Below are 19014 nucleotides of genomic sequence, written 5' to 3' on the forward strand. Positions count from 1 at the left end.
CATGAAAGTATTAGATTTCCCATTAGTTAAAATCACAATTGCATTTATATTAGGAGTTATTGCATGGTATTATTTGCATTTCTCCATCTCATTGATCAGTTACACACTGTCAATATTTTCTATTCTATTTTGCTTCAGTTATTTCTGGAGCTTTAAGAACCCGAAAAAGTTTCTTTTATTTGGGATTTCTGCTTATTTCTTATCTTTTGCTCTTGGTTCATTTACACTTTTAAGCCATACTGAAAACCTGCAGAAGGACAATTATACACATTGCAAAACGGCATTTGAGAAACCACAATCTATCGTTTTATTGCTGCGCGAAAAACTAAAAAGCAATGATTACAGTGATCGGTATATTGCTCATCTAAATAGCATTTCTGACAAAAATTATAAAGGAAAAATAATAATCAACGTTCAAAAAGACAGCAGTAAAAACAATTTAATAATTGGAAATACGATTAAAATTCAAACTACTTTACAGCACAACAAATCAAGTAAAAATCCGAATCAATTTGATTACGGCACTTATTTGGCTAACAAGCAAATTTATGCGCAAATCTATTGCCAGAAAAAAGATATTTTAGTCCGTACGATTGTTCAAAAAGACATTTGGTATTATTGTGCCAAATTACATTCCAGAATAATTTCGAATCTCGAAAAATCAAATTTCAGTAAATCAGAAATGAATGTTGCATTGGCATTAATTCTAGGGCAACAACAGGAAATTTCACAAGACATTATTCAGGATTATCAATATTCTGGAGCTACACATATTTTATCTGTTTCTGGCCTGCATGTTGGTTTTATCATGCTGTTTATTACTTTTATTTTAAAACCAATTCCAAACACCAAGAGAGGCTCCTTTATTAAACTTTCATCCATTCTTATTTCTTTAGCTGGATTTGCCATTATTTCGGGTCTATCTCCATCTGTTCTGAGATCTGTCGTTATGTTTTCTTTTCTGGCAATCGGAAATCATTTACGCCAAAACGGAAATATCTATCACACCTTATTGGTTTCAATTCTTCTTATTTTACTTTTCGAGCCTTACTTTTTGTTTGATGTTGGATTTCAATTAAGTTATATAGCGCTGTTTTTTATTTTGTGGCTCCAGCCCATTTTCAAGAATATCTATAAACCCAAAAATAGAATAATCAATTATGTTTGGGAAGCCTTAACCGTTTCTTTTGCCGCACAAATAGGCACTCTTCCTTTGTGCTTATATTACTTCCATCAATTTCCGGGATTATTCTTTGTAACCAATATTATAATTCTTCCCGTTCTGTCCTTCATAATGATTGCCGGAATTATTGTAATGATTATTGCCATCTTTACCAATCCACCATTATTTATAACTGCAATTTTTGAAAAAAGCATTTATCTGTTAAATCTAATGATACATGCTGTAGCTTCAATGGAATCGTTTGTTATTCGGGATATAAGCTTTAACTCTTATTATCTATTTACCTTTTATCTTTTCATAATTTCTTCAATTATCTGGCTAAAGAAGCCTAGTTATACTAAAATAGTTTTTGTATTCTGTACTATAATTTCAGTACAGTTTTCTTTTATTCTAACAAAAATGAAAAGGGAAAGTGAAAAAGAATTAATTGTTTACAATGAAAAGAAAAACACACTCATTTCTGAACGCACGGGAAGCGAAATACTTTTGTATACCAGAGACACTGTAATTGAAAAAAACTCTCGGAATAGAAATCTTAATTCGTATCTCGTGGGAAATTCAATTAAACTAAAGAATATTAAAGAAATTAAAAACTTACTTTATTTCAAGAACACAAAGATTTTAATAATTGACAGCAGCGGAATTTGTCCTCCGAACTTAAAACCAGATATTTTGATTCTGACGCAAACTCCCAAAATAAATCTGGACAGATTGTTGGAAAACCATCTTCCAAAAATTATAATTGCTGACGGATCAAATTCAAATTCGACTCAAAAATCCTGGAAAAAGAGCTGTTTCAAAAAAAATATCCCTTTTCATTCTACACCAGAAAAGGGATATTATAAATTGTAATTTTTACTCCGGATTTAAAATCAGATTTGATTCAGAAATCCAGGATTTAACACCTGAAGACCTGTAAGATATAAGTCCAAGCTTATTAAAATTTGTCTTTCCTTTTCTAACGGTTACTTCTGAAAAACATACCTGAGGAATTTCTTCAATTCCAAAAGCATTTTTCAATCTTAAATTCTGTTCTTTTGTCTGATCCGGAATTGAAAGATCAGAAAGATCCAATTTTACTAAAATAACATTCTTACGAGACCATTCTTCAAAATCACGAGTAGAAAAAATTTCGTTCTGAAGCTGAGGATTTACTCCCTGACCCGTAAAGAAAATCAATAATGGCTTTCTTTTTTCCGCACTTGCAGCAACCGCATCATTAATGTCAGTTCTCCAGGTTATACTTTGCGCACTGGCAAAAAACGAACTAAAAAAAAATAGTAGGATAAGTAATTTTTGAGGCATATTATTTGGTTTTGGTTATGTTAATAAAACTAAAATAGTACAAAAACAGAATCCAACGAATTATTTAACCAATTAATAAACTAACTCTTAGCATTAAAATCAAATTAATAATTATTAGATATATTTTTTAATAAATGTTAAAAAAACACTTGTAAAAAATTGAAATTCTTTAAGTCAATTTCACAATAAAAAATCCCTTTCTGCAAAGCACAAAGGGATTAAAAAAAAAAAATTAAAATAAAAGTTGAATGTACTCTTCTTATTCCACCGGATGCAAAATAGAATTTGATTCTGCAATCCAGGCTTTTGCTCCTCCGGGTTTATAGGCAATTTTCCCTAAAGCACTGAATGTGGTTTTATTTTTTCTGACCGATGCCATTGCAAAACACACTTCCGGAAGCTCCTGAACGCCAAATGCATTCTTTAATTTCACATTTTGTTCACGATCACTATCAGATGCATTCATATCTGATAAATCCAGTTTTACTAAAACCACGTTATCACGTGACCAAACAGCAAAATCCGGGGTTTTAAAAATTTCATTTTGAAGATTCTCTGGTACACCTGAGGCAGTGAATAAAATCAACATTGGTTTTTTCTGGTCATTACTTATAGCGATGGCATCTGTCATATTAGTTCGCCAGGCTAAATTTTGCGCTTGCATCATAAATGAACCTAAAAAAAACAGTAGGATAAGTAGTTTTTTAGTCATATTAATTGGTTTTGGTTAGATTAGCACGACGAAATTAACATTATATTTTAATTTTCCAATTTTTATTGGCTATAAAAATACATTATATGTTTTTTTATTCATATTAAAATACAAAATACGTAAAAACACCTATAGACATTGAAAACCTTTTCCTACTAAACAAAAAAAAGCCTTTCACAAATGTGAAAGGCTTTGTATATCTTTTTAAACTTTTTATTATGATTTCTTTGGATGCACTATTCCTTCTGCAACCGTTAACCAGGCAGATGGTCCACCGGCAACATAACCTGTTTTACCAAGTCCTTTAAAATTCACTTTTCCGTCTTTAGACTCGGCACTTGTAAAAAAAACAGTCGGAAAACCCTGAATTCCAAAAGCCTGCTGTAGTTCATTATTCTGATTTTTAAGTTCAGGAGTTTGAGGAACAGCTCTTGGATAATCTAATTCTACCAATACTACATTTGTAGATGCCCATTTTTTGAACTCTTCCGTCTTCAAGACTTCATTTTGCAAACGAATACACCAGCCACACCAATCACTTCCTGTAAAAAACATTAACATTGGTTTTTGCTCTTTGTTGCTTACTGTAATAGCCTCTCTAACATCTGTATACCATTTTAAATCCTGTGCCTGAATATTGCCGGCACCAATTAAAAACAAAGCGATAAGTAGTATTTTTTTCATAATGGGGAAATTTTCACAAATTTATGCAAAAACTAATTACAATATAATTATTTAACTTCTTGCATTAATTTTCTAATTAAAGGAGAAATCGCAATTAAAATAACTCCAGCCACAAGCGAATAAATAGCCAATTGATAATAACCTTCTGTATAAGATTGCAACTTTGACAACAATGTATCTCCCGTATTCGATCTTGAAATTTCAGCACCTAATTTTCCTGCAAACAATTGTCCAAATGCAGCCGCTAAAAACCATAATCCCATCATCATTCCAAATAATCTTTTTGGTGAAAGTTTAGTAATGATAGACATTCCGATTGGGCCAAGGCAAAGCTCACCAATTGTTGTCACTAAATAAGCAAAAGTAAATACATTTAATGACGCTATTCCCTGAGCATTTGCAAAAAACTTAGTCAAATAGAAAATATAAAATGAAGCCGCTAAAAACAGAAATCCGATTCCAAATTTAATCAAGGTATTAGGCTCAATTTTTCTTTTTCCCATCCAGATCCACAACAAACCAATCAACGGGCTTAAAACAACCACAAAGAAAGTATTTGAACTGTTGTTTATAATATTTGGGTCAATATTAAAGAACAACAAGCTGTTATCTAGATTATCTTTTGCAAAAAGAGATAAAGATCCGCCGCTCTGCTCATAAATTGTATTAAACAGAAGATAGAAAAACACAAAGAGAAATGCTGCGAAAAGTTTTTTCTGCAACTTAGCATCTCCAAGTTTTATTAACTCATAAGTAAAATACAGAACAGCAACAATACCAATTGTATACATAAAATAATCTGTATAATCCGTATTTTTTACCATTATAAAAATAAATGGAATACTTAACAGAGATAATACATAAACTGCAATTTCACGAATTTTTCTTGTAGATGGTTTTAAATCCAGCAATGGAGAATCTCCAATTGGACCTAAATACTTTTTAGTCATTAAAAAAGTAATCAATCCCAAAAGCATTACTACAGCTGCAGACAGGAAACACAATTGCCAGGAATAATATTTACCTAAATAAACACATAAAGCACCTCCAAAAAGCCCCCCAACATTAATTCCTGCATAAAACATTCCGTAGCCTGCATCTCTTCTTCCATCATCTTCTTTATATAATTCTCCCACCATTGAAGAAACGTTTGGTTTAAAGAAACCCGTTCCAATAATAGAGAAAGCGATTCCGTAATAAAATAAATCATGAGGAGAAACCGCAATCAAAAGATTCCCAAGGATCATTACAATTGCACCAAAGAACAATGATTTTTTAAACCCTAATACTTTGTCTGCAAAAATTCCACCAACAAAAGTAAAAGCATATACAAAAGCCTGAATAGCTCCATACTGTAAATTAGCGTGATCTTCTTTTAGAAAAAGCTGATCTACCATAAAAATTGTAAGCACACCGCGCATTCCGTAGAAACAAAAACGCTCCCACATTTCAACAAAAAACAAGTACCACAATTGCTTTGGGTACTTGCCTTCAAAATTTTGAATTTCTTCTAAAGTAATTTTCTTTTCCATTTTATCTAACACCATGCATTAATTTCTTCAACACTGGTGTTAAAGCAAATAACAAAATCGCTGCAATACCTGTCAGAACAACAAATACCATGAAGAATTCATATAAGTTATGGATTTCAAATCCCGCAAAAATTGGATTTTGAGCACTAATTTGATGGTGATCCAGTAAAGCCAATTGCTCTGCCGTTGGCGTTATTTTTTTATCTAAAACTGCCTGAAGATCGATTCCTAATTCTTTTGCTTTTGCAAATTTATCTCCAGTTGCCGGCAAGATCGAACCTAAAGTTCCTCCTAAAGCATAACCTGATGCATTAGACAAGAAGAATACTCCGTATAATAACGAAGCAAAACGTTTTGGAGATAATTTACCTACCAATGACAAACCAATTGGAGACAAACATAACTCAGCACATGTATTTAAGAAATATAATAAGATCAGCCATTTTACCAATAAAAGTCCAGTAGTTCCAATGTAGGAAACCTGAGTAGCAATCATAAAGAAACTGATAGAAATCACAACCAAACCAACAGCTAATTTTACCGGAGAAATTGGTTCTTTTCCTTTAGCTCTTAAAGTATCCCAAAGAACACTAAAAGGAACTGCTAAAATTACAACGAACAATCCGTTGAAAATCTGAACCATAGATGGCGGCATTGCCCAACCAAAGAAATGTCTGTCTGTTTGGTTATCCGCAATAAATGTCAAAGATGAACCAGCTTGCTCAAATGCAGCCCAGAAGAAAATAATAAAGAATGAGACGATGTAGATTACAATAATTCTGTCTCTTTCTATTTTCGTTAAAGAAGTATCAGAAATAATTAATCCTGCTAATGCCAAACCACTTGAATAAATCAAAGTATAAATTAAATTTTGACCTACAACATAATGAAAAAAGAATCCTAATACAATAAATGCAACTCCTGCAATTGTTAAAGCTTTACCAGAGAAGTTTGCTTGTTGCGCTTCTCCTTCTTCAAAATCTGAAGCATCGTTTTTAGAAGGCAATCCTCCTAATGGTTTTCCTTCCGGAGAAACTACATATTTATTTTTTAAGAAGTAAAAAAGAACTGTACCTAATAACATTGCAACAGAAGCTGCCATGAATCCCCATCTAAAAGCGTGAATATCTCTAATTCCGCCTGCATCTTTAACATCTCCCAATAAAGGACAGATTGACTGACCTAAAAAAGCTCCAATGTTAATTCCCATATAGAAAATAGTAAAAGCACTATCTAATTTTGTTTTTTCTTGTTTTGGATACAAACTTCCAACCATACTTGAAATATTCGGCTTGAAGAATCCGTTACCAAAAACAATAACTCCTAAAGCAGAGTACATAATAATTTTGGCTAAACCTAAATTAGATTCAAAAACACTTCCACTTGTAAACAAAAGCATTTGCCCGATAGCCATTAACAATCCCCCTAATAAGATACAATTTCTGTTTCCTAAATAACGGTCGGCTACAAAACCTCCCAACATTGGAGTCAAATAACAAAGTCCAAGAAAACCTCCATAAATCAATGACGCTTCCTCTTCTTTCATTAATAATGAATTTACAAGAAATAAAGTCAATAAAGCCCGCATTCCATAAAAATTGAACCGCTCCCACATCTCCGTTCCAAACAATACCCAAAGCCCTTTTGGATGCGCAGTTTTTACTTGATTTTCTCCCATATTATTCGCTTATTTAATTAAGTTTAAAAGATTTAGATTATAGATTTTGTTTGATAAAGTTAGTCATTTTATTATACAGCTGAATTCTTGTAGCTCCGCCATAAATACCGTGATTTTTATCTGGATAAATTTGAGAATCAAATTGTTTATTAGCCTGAATCAAAGCCTCCATCATCTGCATTGAATTCTGAACATGAACATTATCGTCACCAGAACCGTGAATCAATAAAAATTTACCTTTTAATTTATCAACGTGGTTTATTGGAGAATTCTGATCGTATCCGCTTGCATTTTCCTGTGGGGTTTGCATGTATCTTTCTGTATAAACACTATCATAAAATCTCCAGTTGGTTACAGGAGCAACAGCGATCGCCATTTTGAAAACATCATTCCCCTGAAAAATACAGTTAGAAGCCATAAAACCACCATAGCTCCATCCGAAAATCCCAATTCTTGAAGCATCAACATAAGGATAAGAACCAATTACTTTAGCTGCATCGATTTGATCTTCCACTTCATATTTTCCTAATTCTTTCTGAGTCACTTTTTTGAAATCAGCTCCTTTAAAACCTGTTCCTCTTCCGTCAACACAAGCTACAATATAACCTTGCTGTGTAAGCGATAAGAACCAATAATCATCAGAGTTATTCCAATCGTTATTTACTTGCTGTGATCCCGGACCAGAATACTGGTACATGAAAACCGGATATTTTTTTGAAGGATCAAAATCTTTTGGTTTTAAAATCCAAGCGTTTAATTCGTTTCCTTTAGCTGTTTTTAAAACAATGAATTCTTTTGCTGGTAAGTTATAGCCTTTCAATTTATCAGCAAGTGCCTGATTGCTTTCTATAACCTGAAGTTCTTTTCCTGTTTTTGCCTCATTTAAAGTATAAGTCGTAGGCACTAAATTACTTGAAAAAGTAGTAATAAAATATTGGAAGTTCGGACTGAAAGTTGCCGCACTTGTTCCTGTTTTTTTAGATAAACGCAATTTATTTTTTCCGTCTAATCCAATTCTGTAAAGATCTCTGTTGATTGAACCATTTTCTGTAGATTGATAGAAAATAGTTTTTGTTTTTTCGTCAAAACCATAGTACGAAACCACTTCCCATTTTCCTTTTGTTACCTGATTTTTAAGCTTTCCGGTCTTATCATATAAGTAGATATGATTGAAACCGTCTTTTTCGCTTGTCCAGATAAAACTGTTATCTTTTAAGAAAGTTAAATTATCTGTTACATCTACATAAGCTTTGTCTTTTTCATTTAGAACAACTTTTGCCGCTGCCGTATTTCCATCAACAAACAATAAATCCAAATTGTCCTGGTGACGGTTTAAAACCTGAGCAGAAAGCACATTTGCATCATTCGTCCATTGTAATCTCGCAATATAAAAATCGCTATAATTTCCTAAATCTACTTTTTTTGTTGCTCCTGCAGCTACATCGTAGATATGTAATGAAACTTCTGAGTTTTTTTCACCAGCTTTAGGGTATTTAAAAGTTTCAATTGTCGGATATAAGTCTTTGTGGAACATTGACATTGAAAACTCAGGAACCTGACTTTCGTCAAAACGTATATAAGCTACTTTCTTACTGTCTTTACTCCAGTCAAAAGCACGAACAAAAGCAAATTCTTCTTCATAAACCCAGTCCGTAATACCATTTATTACAGCATTCTTTTTTCCATCAGTTGTAATTGGAGTAGATTTTTTTGAAGCAACATCATATACATATAAGTTATTCTCTTTTGCATAAGCTATTTTTGATCCGTCAGGAGAAAAAGTAGGTTCCTGAATCTGAAAATCAAAAAGCTTCGCCAAAGATTTTGAAGCAATATCATATAAATAATAATCCGCAGTAAATGAGTGACGGAAAATCTGGTTGGTATTGCAGGCAATTAAAATTTTCTTTTCTGCTGAATCAAAAATATAACTGTCAATACCTTCTGAAAGAGCTGCATGATCTTTAGTATCGATTAAGTTAGAAACCTTTTTTAAAGTTGCAAAATCATATAAATCTATTTGCATACTTCTACTTGCTCTGTCAACATTCAATACAGTATATTGATCTGTATTTTTCAGAGATTGCAACTCATCCATTCCTTTAGCCCGGAATGCCCCGCCATATATGTTTTCTATAGTGATTTTTTGTTGACCAAAAACGGTCGCAACCAGAAATAAAAGTATAACAGTAATTTTACTTGTACTCATTACAATTAATTTAAATATAAAAAAGAGCCCAATTTTAGTAAAAAAATTAAACATAATACACATTTCAACTGTTAAATGTTAAAAAAAATAACGATTGCGTAGTTCTCATTTTCAAAATACATTTTAAACAAAACTCTTAAAATGGTATATTTGCAGCAACATTATTATTTAATATACTGAGAATGAACAACGCTGTTGCCGGATTTTCTAAATTATCCAAAAAAGAAAAAATTAACTGGATTGCAAATGAATATTTTTCGAACCCTGATGAGGCGAAAAATATTATAAGAAATTACTGGAATTCAGACGAAAAGCTTCAGCAACTGCATGATGAATTTATCGAAAACACCATTACAAACCTCTATATTCCACTTGGAGTTGCTCCGAACTTTTTAATCAACGGAAAATACAAAACCATTCCAATGGCTATTGAAGAAAGTTCTGTTGTAGCAGCAGCTTCTAAAGCAGCCAAATACTGGTCTACCCGAGGCGGTTTTAAAACTACTATCATCAATACCGAAAAGATTGGACAAGTTCATTTTACTTATAATGGTGATGCGGAAAAATTAAAGACTTTTTTTGACGAAATAAAACCTAAATTCTTCTCAGAAACTCAAAATATTACCAAAAATATGCAACAGCGTGGCGGCGGTATTTTGGATGTTAAATTAAAAGACAAAAGAAGTTTACTGGAAAACTATTATCAGCTTCATGCTACTTTCGAAACCAAAGATAGTATGGGAGCTAATTTTATCAATTCTTGTTTGGAACAGTTTGCTTCAACATTAAAAGAAGAAGCTCAAAATTCTGATTTATTTAAAAATGATGAAAAACTGGAAGTCATCATGAGCATTTTATCTAATTATGTTCCAAACTGTCTGGTAAGAGCCGAAGTTTCCTGTCCTGTTGATGAATTAACTGAAAAACACATTACAAATCCACAGGAATTTGCTGAACGTTTTGTACAAGCAGTACAGATTGCTGAAGTTGAACCTTTTAGAGCGGTTACGCATAACAAAGGTATAATGAATGGCGTTGACGCCGTGATTCTGGCAACCGGAAATGATTTTAGAGCCGTTGAAGCCGGTGTTCACGCTTATGCTTCTAAAAACGGACAATATGCAAGCTTATCTCATGCCAAAATTGAAAACGGCATCTTTACTTTCTGGCTTGAAATCCCATTAGCTTTAGGAACAGTTGGCGGTTTAACTTCTTTACACCCTTTAGTAAAGTTGTGTTTAGACATTCTGGAAAAACCATCTGCACAAGAATTAATGGAAATTGTAGCTGTTGCAGGATTAGCACAAAATTTTGCTGCATTAAGATCATTAACCACTACAGGAATTCAGGAAGGGCACATGAAAATGCACCTGAACAATATCATCAATCAATTTGAAGCTACCGAAGAAGAGCGTCATTTAATTAAGACACATTTTAAGAAAACAGCTGTTTCTCACAGCGCTGTGGTAGATTTTATTGAAAACTTACGAAAATAACCTAATTCATAAATTCCAATATTTTAAATTCCATACTCCAATCTTTTGATTGGACTCATGTGATAGTGAACAGGCAAAGCAATTTAAAAATATTGAAATTTATATAAATAATTAAAGACAAAGTATGTCAAAAACTTTTTACAGTAACGGAAAACTTTTTATTGCAGGAGAATATCTCGTTTTGGATGGGGCTGATGCCTTTGCACTGCCAACAAAATTTGGTCAGGATTTGATAATCCAAAATGGCACTAATAACGAAATCGAATGGAAAAGCTACGACTACGATAAACATTTATGGTTTGAAGAAACCATTTCATTTGATGAGTTTGTCAATAAACCGGAAGTAAAAATTGAAACCGTAAAATCTACTTTAATTGACATTCTTCATGAAGCTTACGTTTTAAACCCAAAATTTATAGATAACTCTAACGGATTTAAAATCAACACTCATTTGTCTTTTCCCAGAAATTGGGGACTAGGAACTTCGTCAACACTCATAAACAATATTGCACAATGGGCAGATGTTAATGCTTTTACCCTTCTTAACAATAGTTTTGGCGGAAGTGGCTACGACATTGCTTGCGCACAAAACAACACTCCGGTTATTTATCAAATTAAAAACAACATTGTAAAATCTGTTAAATTTAATCCTGATTATAAAGAACATATTTACTTTGTTTATTTAAATAAAAAACAAAACAGTAAATCTGCCATTTATGCCTATAACAACAATAAGAATCATCATTTAGCGCAGAGTGTTGCAGAAAATAACAGAATTACCAATGCTATTCTTCATGCTAAAACATTGAAAGAATTTGCATCAGCTGTACAAAAACATGAAATTCACCTGAGCAATATTTTGGAAATGCAAACCATTAAAGAAGCTGTTTTCCCTGATTTTAATGGTGTAATTAAAAGTCTTGGAGCCTGGGGTGGTGATTTTGTAATGGTGGTTTCCAAAGAAAATCCTAAAGAATACTTTACCAACAAGGGTTACGAAACAATTCTGACTTACAACGAAATGATTTTATAATATTTATAAAGTAGATCAGAAGAATAATTAATGGTTTACCTTTTTATTATTTCTATCCGATTTTGTTTCCAGTCTGCGAACAGATTTATTATCCTGTTCGTTGGACTCGATAAGTCTATTATGTAGACGTTCAGCCATTTTTTCTATACTGTTTGTAATAGAATCATATACAACTTCCATTCTACGATGTTTTTCCTCTTTTACAGCTCGCAATACATCTTCAACGAACATTTTATCATATTTCTCCGCTACAGAATCATGGGTATTGGTTAATCGAATTACATAATCATTACTCAGAATTGTAACTTTAAAATGCTGTTCTTCGTTACTCAAATAATACTTTCCACCCAATTCATCTACATTGATGTCGGTGCTGGCAACTTTTAAAAGCTCTGTAATAATTCCAAAAATATGACTTTCAATTTTGGTATAAACTCTTGGCTTTTTTCTAAAAATTTTTAAAGTAAAAAACATTTAAATGTTTGATATTAAAGTATTTGATTTGGGTCCTTTTTTTATTGTGCTGAAAATGCAAAAAATATGTTAAAATAAAAATTCGGACAAATTAACTGTAATAATTTGAATATCACAAGTTTTTAATATCAAATTTCGATTATTCCTATATACCTTTAGAAAATTAACAAAAAATAGTACAAAATAGAATTACGGAATTTCAAATAAAAAAGAAAACCCGAAACATCAAAAGATGTTTCGGGTTTTTATAGCTTAAACTACTTGTTTTTAGTAATTGAACTGTAATCTGTTATCTTCAATTTTTGCATTGTTTTTCAATGCCGGTAATACTCTGCTTGCATCATTTGCGCTTTGCGCTTTTACTTTCTCAACATAAGCAGCGTGATTAGCAATTGCAGGAGCTTTTACTGTTTTAGTATTTTGTACCACATAAACTCCGGTATTTCCTTCAATTGGAGCAGAGATTTTATTTGCTGCTAAAGCAAATGCATTACCCACAACTCTTGGCTCTTGTCCAACTCCACCTGGTAAAACCGGATTATCAAGAGTCACATCTGCAGCTTGCTGAACAGCAACTCCGGCAGCCTTAGCAATAGCATCAATGCTTGATCCAGTCATTTTAGCTTTTAATAATTCTGCTTTTTTCTTGTTTTTCAAGATTGGCTCAACGTAAGGTCTTGCCATATCAACAGAAACTAAACCAGATTTATTTTCTCCTTTATATTGCGCAATAACGTGTCCGATATTAGCAATTTCGAAACGTTTAACATCTCCTTTACCTGTTTCTTTATCAAAAGCCCATCTTACGATGTTACGTTGATTTCCTAATGGACCAAATGCTTCATCCATAGCTTTAGCATTTACTACAGGAGCTACTTTTAAACCTAACTCTTTAGCAGAAGCTGCAAAATCTTTATCAGCGGCATCCATTTCAAATTTAGTTGCTAAAGTAAATACTTTATCAGAAGTAGCTTCAGAAGGCTCGATTTTCTGAGCGATTGTAGCTAAACGAATTCCGTCTTGTTTGTCTGTAATTTTGATTACGTGAAATCCAAAAGGAGTTTCTACTAAACCAACTTTTCCAATTCCGTTGCTGAATACAAAATCATTGAATGGCTTTACCATTTGTCCCTGACCAAAATATCCTAAATCTCCACCTTGTTGAGCAGATGAATCATCAGAACTTGTGAAAGCCAACATCATAAAACTATCCGGATTTGCCTGAACCTGAGCTAAAATTTCTTCAGCTTTAGCTTTTGCTTCTTCTTTAGTTCTTTTTTCTTTTTGGTTTGGAGTTTGAGATCCTTCATAACCAATTAAGATATGACTAGCTTTTGCATTAACGCCAGCTTTAAATCCTAAAGATTTAGAGATTGCATAATATCTTCCGTAAACATATGGCCCGTAAATTGCTCCTGCAGGTAAACTGAATAATTTATCAGCATCTACAGCCGGAAGGTTATTTTTAGCCACATAAGTTGAATCGTAAGGAACATCAGAATTTGCATTTACAAATTCAGCAATGTTTGTAGCATTTCTAAATCCTGGCAATGTATCATTTTTACCTGTTTTTGCGTTGTAAACAACACTTCCTGATAATAATGCAGTCAATTTAGCTTTAATTTCAGCCTCATCTTCTTTAGAAGCTTTATCTTCAACTAAAACGTATTGAATTTCACGAGTTGCATCCGCTTTGAATTTTTTCTCGTTTTTCTTCATATAATCTACGATATCAGAATCAGAAATTTTTACTTCACTGTCCTTGATAGAAGAATAAGGAGCTGCTACATAAGAAAAATTTACTTTGTTTGCCTCCATTTCATACTTCAATTTCCCTTCACTAGCAGTTGTGTAAAGTCCTGACTTAATTAAAGTATTATAGATTTGAAATTTAGCATTCAATTCAGCATCTTTCTCTTTTTGAGCGATGTATTCTTTTGCTTCCGGATTTGAGCTGAAATAATCTTTAAATTTAGCTTCGTCAAAAATTCCTGCTGCATTTAAAAACATTGGGTTTTTACCAATATTTGGATCTGATTTTAAAACCTCAAGTAAGTGTTTTTGACCTACTCTCAATCCTAATTTCTCAAATTGAGATGACAATAAAGCGATTGAAACTTCTTGATCCCAAACTCTGTTTGCAGCTTCAGTGGAAGTAATACCCTGCCCACTTTTTTCAACATTACTAACTTTAATTCTAAAGTCTTCAAATGAAATATCTTTTCCGTCGATGCTTCCTACATCTTTTGAACTTTGACTAAATGTTCCCTTACCGATTAAGTCTTGTATTATAAATGCAAATAATGCAAGTGCAATAACCCCTATCAATAAAGCGGAACGCTGTCTAATTTTTGCTAAAACTGCCATTTTATTATCGTTAATTTTATATTCAGTTTGCGAAAATACAATTATCTAGTTAATAACAATACAACTAGCGTTTTATTTTACACATTTTTTTTCATTAATTTAAAAAATCAATCTTTAATTGTCAATTTGACTAGTTCTATTTTCTTATTTGAAGCCTCTTTTATTAAAAAATGATACTTATCAATCACAATTTTATCTCCTTTTTGCGGGATTTCTTTTGTATGATTCACAATAAAACCTCCCAGAGTACCGTAAGAATCTTCTTCGGGAATCATTAGTTTATAGGTTTCATTCAGATACTCTACGTCTAATCGGGTAGAGAACAAATACTTCCCTTCGCTTATCACTTCTTCAATTAATTCCTCGTCTAAATCATGTTCATCTTCGATTTCTCCAAAAAGTTCTTCTACAATATCTTCAATTGTGATAATTCCGGAAGTTCCTCCGTATTCATCCAGAACAACTGCAACATTTTTACGTTTTTTAATCAATAAGTTCAGCACATCTTTTATCAAAATAGTTTCCGGAACAAATTCAACCGTCATCAAAACAGATTTTATTGTCGTTGGCTTTTTAAACAAATCGAATGAATGCACATAGCCCACAATATCATCTAAAGAATTCTGACTTATAATGATTTTAGAATATCCTGTTTCAATGAATAATGCTTTTAAATCATCAATAGTATCAAAAAGATCGATATCGACAATTTCTGTTCGGGGCGTCATGATATCGCGCGCCTTAACGCCGGAAAACTCTAATGCATTCTGAAAAATCTGAATTTCAGAATCGACTTCTTCATCTTCTTCAACAGAACTCATCTGTTCTGTAATATAATTACCAAGTTCAATTCTGCTAAACAACTGAATCTGATTTCCCTCTGTTTTAAAAAATTTACTCAAAACAAAATCAGCAATCCATATAAAGAAAGATGAGATATAATAAAACAATCTATAAAATAAATAAGCCGGAAGCGCCAGAATTTTTATTAAAGAATTGGCATAAATCTGAAAAAAAACTTTTGGAAAAAACTCCGAAGTCAATAAAACTATAAAGGTTGCCAGAAGCGTCTGAATTAGGATATCCCACCAATCCGGAAGCACCAATCCAAAATGAGTCATCCAATTTAAAATCAGATCGCCCATAAAAAACCCGTAAATAACCAGCGCCACATTATTACCAATAAGCATGGCTGCAATAAATTTGGATGGATTTTCGGTAAGTTTAGTTAAGATTCGAGACAAAAAATCGTCTTGTTTCTTTTCTATTTCAAGGTAAATTTTATTAGCCGAAACAAAAGCGATTTCCATTCCGGAAAAAAAGGCTGCTAGTATTAAACATATGATTATAATACTAATTTCCATTTTTATTGTTTTTTGTTACGATCATTATGCTTATTAATAAATCTTCTTCTAAAGAAAAACATAAAAGCCGACATTCCCGCAATTACAAAATAAAAGGGATAACTTTCATCGCCTTCATTTAATTTCATAATCGCATCGTAAGCAAAAAAAAGTGCTATAATAATGTAAACGTATTGTGTGTATTTTAAATAACCCATAATCTTATTTATTCTTCATCTGATTCAATTTCACCGTTTATTCGCTGAGAATTGATCACTTTAAAATCTTTACTAAAATCTATTCCCTGACCATGAGAAACACCTTTAGTATCGGTCAGTTTAAATTTCCTTTCTGTATAAAACCATTCGTTTTTCTGATCAAAGTATAATTGTTCTGTTTCCAAAACCTGTCCTGCTTCCGAGGTGATTTTTACTTTTCCGATCAAATCGATTATTTGTGTCGGTTTATAAGAAACCGCATAATTTGCTTTTATAAAAGTACGTTTTTGTTTTTTATCATACAGAGTAACATCTATTCCTTTTGGAAATTCCGTAAAAGGAAATTCAAGATTGGAATAATCAAGCATTTTTGGACTTATCAAAACACCTGTAATACGTCCGGAATCTGTATACTTAATATTAATTGTATCCGCATCACTTCCGGGAACAAATTCTGAGAAGTTAATTTTCTGAACTTCTTTAAAATTACTTTCGCATCCAAAAAATAGTGTCACAGTAAAAACTGTGACAACTAGCAGACTATATCTCTTTGGTAAATTCATTTGCCAAATGTAGTAAATTGTAATGAGCTTAGAAAAGATAAAATATTATGTTTATTGGAATTTACTCTTCACAAACCATTTGTCGTTGAAAGAGAAACTTAAACTAAAATTCACGTAGTTTTCCTGAACTAAATTAGAAGAAACTGTACCGCGTTTACCAAATTCAATTCCAAAATTTAAATTTGAAAAAGATTGCGGAATAGGAATCCCAACTCCAAGTGTCATTCCAATATCTTTGATTGATTCGTTATTCACTATCAAACCGATTTTTTCATATTTCAAACCTGCTCTGTAAGTAATTCTGCTCATATAACTTGTAAAAGAGTTATAATTTGGAAGATAATATCCTCCAACGGCAAATTTTGAATAATTTTCATAATCAATATTATCAGCCGAATTATAGAAATTTCTTAATTGTCCGTCTCCCTGAAAAGTCATATTAGCTCCAACCAACCATTTTCTGGCTTCTCCAATACCTAGGCCAATACTCAACTTATTAGGCAATTTTAACTCTGTAGGCTTTACGTCTGCCACATAAGGATCAGGATCCCCCTGAACTGATATCACTCTGGTGTTATCCGAATTTAAATTACTGGCAAATGAATAGCTTAAACTAGAAAACAAACTAACTTTTTTATAGATTTTTCTTTGATACATAGTACCAAAACTAAAAGCCATACCAGATATCTCAGATGTATTTACTTCTGCTGTACCATTTTGAATTCCTGTAACTGCTTCAACACTGGTTGTCGTAATTTTACCAAAATTATATTGTGCATCTGCTCCAATATTCCAGCCTTTTGCAATTTTATATCCTAAACCAAAGTATACTTTATTTACACCTCCTTTTCCATCAAGTTGTGAACTGGTTGCTCCCTCAGTAGTTGAGTTATCACTAAGAATTTTATATCCTACAGAACTTACAGGAATTAAACCAAAAGAAGCTCCAAATTTACCCATCGGAATTCCTAATGCTAAATAATCAAAAGTACTGCGCTGCGCTTTTTCTGATTGCGTGCTTGTTTTTAAATTAGAAGTTGCAAAAGTTCCTCCAATGGTAAAAGTTGTTTGTATCAAACTCGCATAACTGGCAGGATTTTCTAAATTTAAGTGAATCGTATCCTGCTCCACTGCAACTCCGGCCATCGATCTGTTTTCAAGAGTTCCCTTGAATCTTGCATCTCCTATTCCGAAAAAAGAATAAGGGGAAGCTGTACCTTGCTGCGCGAATGAAACGAACGATATAAGCAAACAAGCGCTTAGTATTACTTTTTTAATCATTGTCGATTTTATATTGATATGTTTGGTTCAAACTCTCCAGAAGGAAATTTGAATTGGCAAATATGGTATTTTTTAATCGTTTAGCCAAAAAATCTGCATCGCCTCCCGTTAAAATTATGATAAAATTTGAAAAGTCCCTGCGATAATCATCGATAAAACCGTCAATCTCATAGACGAAACCATTGACAACGCCAGAATGCATAGCCTGTGTGGTCGAATTTCCTATATAAGAATCGGGAGCTTCTAAAGTCAGCAAAGGCAGTCTGGCTGTAAAATTATGCATGGCTTCGTATCGTAAACGAAGTCCCGGAGAGATCGCTCCTCCTAAATAATTGTCTTTTTCGTCGATAAAATCGTAGGTAATACAAGTTCCGGCATCGATTACTAATCTGTTTTGTTTTGGAAATTTTAACGTAGCTCCTGCTGCCAAAATCATTCGGTCTATCCCTAAAGTTTTTGGAGTCGCATATTTATTGAGAAAAGGAAAAACATCGTCGTGTGTAAAAAAATGGACTTTGAGTTGTTTTTCGAAAGTTAAAAAAGCTTGTTTTTCGACATTTCCAACCGAAGCAACAACCAAATCAGAACATTTTGGAAACTTTTCTAAAATTTTTTTAATTTTTTCTACCAGTTCTTTTTTATCAAAAATAAAACGCTCCAAAGTAGTATCCTCCTCAAAGACAGCTGCTTTAATTCGGGTGTTTCCGACATCAATAGTTAAAACCATTTTTCTTTTTTGTTTTTGCGAAGATACGAATTGATTTTTTTTTCTAAAATATTTTGGAGAAACGGAAAATGATTCTATCTTTGCACCCGCAATACGCACAAGACGGTACCTTAGCTCAGATGGTAGAGCAATGGACTGAAAATCCATGTGTCCCTGGTTCGATCCCTGGAGGTACCACAAAACCCGAATAGAAATATTCGGGTTTTTTG

Annotated in this window: 16 protein-coding genes and 1 tRNA gene; 4 read left to right on the top strand and 13 right to left on the bottom strand. The window is 32.6% G+C overall.

Annotated features, from left to right (window positions below; translation table 11 throughout):
- Position 1: 1 nt before the first annotated feature.
- Positions 2-2035 carry a ComEC/Rec2 family competence protein gene (locus ACFS3A_RS24280; RefSeq protein WP_379828142.1) on the top strand — a complete coding sequence of 678 codons (2034 nt, stop codon included), beginning with the start codon at positions 2-4 and terminating at the stop codon, positions 2033-2035.
- A 3-nt stretch (positions 2036-2038) separates the two neighbouring features.
- Here ACFS3A_RS24280 and ACFS3A_RS24285 read toward each other — a convergent pair whose 3' ends face one another.
- From ACFS3A_RS24285 to ACFS3A_RS24310, 6 genes are all read right to left on the bottom strand, one after another.
- The gene (locus ACFS3A_RS24285; RefSeq protein ID WP_379828143.1) at positions 2039-2488 is read right to left on the bottom strand and encodes a thioredoxin family protein; all 450 of its coding nucleotides are present in this window, start codon (positions 2486-2488) and stop codon (positions 2039-2041) included.
- 259 nt (positions 2489-2747) lie between these two features.
- Positions 2748-3200, bottom strand: coding sequence for a thioredoxin family protein (locus ACFS3A_RS24290; protein WP_379828144.1), 453 nt, complete (start codon positions 3198-3200; stop codon positions 2748-2750).
- A 216-nt stretch (positions 3201-3416) separates the two neighbouring features.
- Positions 3417-3884: a thioredoxin family protein gene (locus ACFS3A_RS24295; RefSeq protein WP_379828145.1), complete on the bottom strand. Its 468-nt coding sequence runs from the start codon at positions 3882-3884 to the stop codon at positions 3417-3419.
- Between the two features lie 47 nt (positions 3885-3931).
- Positions 3932-5416 (bottom strand): peptide MFS transporter, encoded by a 1485-nt coding sequence (locus tag ACFS3A_RS24300; RefSeq protein WP_379828146.1) that lies wholly within the window; start codon positions 5414-5416, stop codon positions 3932-3934.
- Position 5417: 1 nt separating this feature from the next.
- Entirely contained in the window at positions 5418-7094 is a 1677-nt protein-coding gene (locus tag ACFS3A_RS24305) for a peptide MFS transporter (protein WP_379828147.1), read from the bottom strand.
- A gap of 37 nt (positions 7095-7131) precedes the next feature.
- A complete protein-coding gene (locus ACFS3A_RS24310) occupies positions 7132-9303 on the bottom strand; it encodes a S9 family peptidase (protein WP_379828148.1) in 2172 nt (723 codons plus the stop codon).
- Positions 9304-9485: 182 nt separating this feature from the next.
- Here ACFS3A_RS24310 and ACFS3A_RS24315 point away from each other — a divergent pair, with 182 nt between their 5' ends.
- Positions 9486-10799: a hydroxymethylglutaryl-CoA reductase, degradative gene (locus ACFS3A_RS24315; protein WP_379828149.1), complete on the top strand. Its 1314-nt coding sequence runs from the start codon at positions 9486-9488 to the stop codon at positions 10797-10799.
- Positions 10800-10923: 124 nt separating this feature from the next.
- Entirely contained in the window at positions 10924-11832 is a 909-nt protein-coding gene (locus ACFS3A_RS24320; RefSeq protein WP_379828150.1) for a GYDIA family GHMP kinase, read from the top strand.
- 27 nt (positions 11833-11859) lie between these two features.
- Here ACFS3A_RS24320 and ACFS3A_RS24325 read toward each other — a convergent pair whose 3' ends face one another.
- The 7 genes from ACFS3A_RS24325 to ACFS3A_RS24355 all read right to left on the bottom strand — a co-directional run bounded on the left by ACFS3A_RS24325 (position 11860) and on the right by ACFS3A_RS24355 (position 18805).
- Positions 11860-12306, bottom strand: coding sequence for a hypothetical protein (locus tag ACFS3A_RS24325; RefSeq protein WP_379828151.1), 447 nt, complete (start codon positions 12304-12306; stop codon positions 11860-11862).
- A gap of 267 nt (positions 12307-12573) precedes the next feature.
- Complete coding sequence (locus ACFS3A_RS24330) at positions 12574-14673, bottom strand: peptidylprolyl isomerase (protein ID WP_379828152.1); 2100 nt, start codon at positions 14671-14673, stop codon at positions 12574-12576.
- Between the two features lie 107 nt (positions 14674-14780).
- Positions 14781-16037, bottom strand: a complete 1257-nt coding sequence (locus ACFS3A_RS24335; protein WP_379828153.1) for a hemolysin family protein — start codon at positions 16035-16037, stop codon at positions 14781-14783.
- Between the two features lie 2 nt (positions 16038-16039).
- A complete protein-coding gene (locus tag ACFS3A_RS24340) occupies positions 16040-16234 on the bottom strand; it encodes a hypothetical protein (protein ID WP_379828154.1) in 195 nt (64 codons plus the stop codon).
- Between the two features lie 8 nt (positions 16235-16242).
- Entirely contained in the window at positions 16243-16797 is a 555-nt protein-coding gene (gene lptC / locus ACFS3A_RS24345; RefSeq protein WP_379828155.1) for an LPS export ABC transporter periplasmic protein LptC, read from the bottom strand.
- 51 nt (positions 16798-16848) lie between these two features.
- A complete protein-coding gene (locus ACFS3A_RS24350) occupies positions 16849-18078 on the bottom strand; it encodes a hypothetical protein (RefSeq protein WP_379828156.1) in 1230 nt (409 codons plus the stop codon).
- Positions 18071-18805, bottom strand: a complete 735-nt coding sequence (locus ACFS3A_RS24355) for a type III pantothenate kinase (protein ID WP_379828157.1) — start codon at positions 18803-18805, stop codon at positions 18071-18073. Before ACFS3A_RS24355 ends, ACFS3A_RS24350 begins: the two co-directional genes overlap by 8 nt.
- A 104-nt stretch (positions 18806-18909) precedes the next feature.
- Between ACFS3A_RS24355 and ACFS3A_RS24360 the strand changes: the two genes are divergently transcribed.
- A tRNA-Phe gene (locus ACFS3A_RS24360) sits at positions 18910-18982 on the top strand.
- Positions 18983-19014: the final 32 nt, after the last annotated feature.

This window comes from Flavobacterium notoginsengisoli (assembly GCF_042686225.1).
Classification (GTDB): Bacteria; Bacteroidota; Bacteroidia; order Flavobacteriales; family Flavobacteriaceae; genus Flavobacterium; species Flavobacterium notoginsengisoli.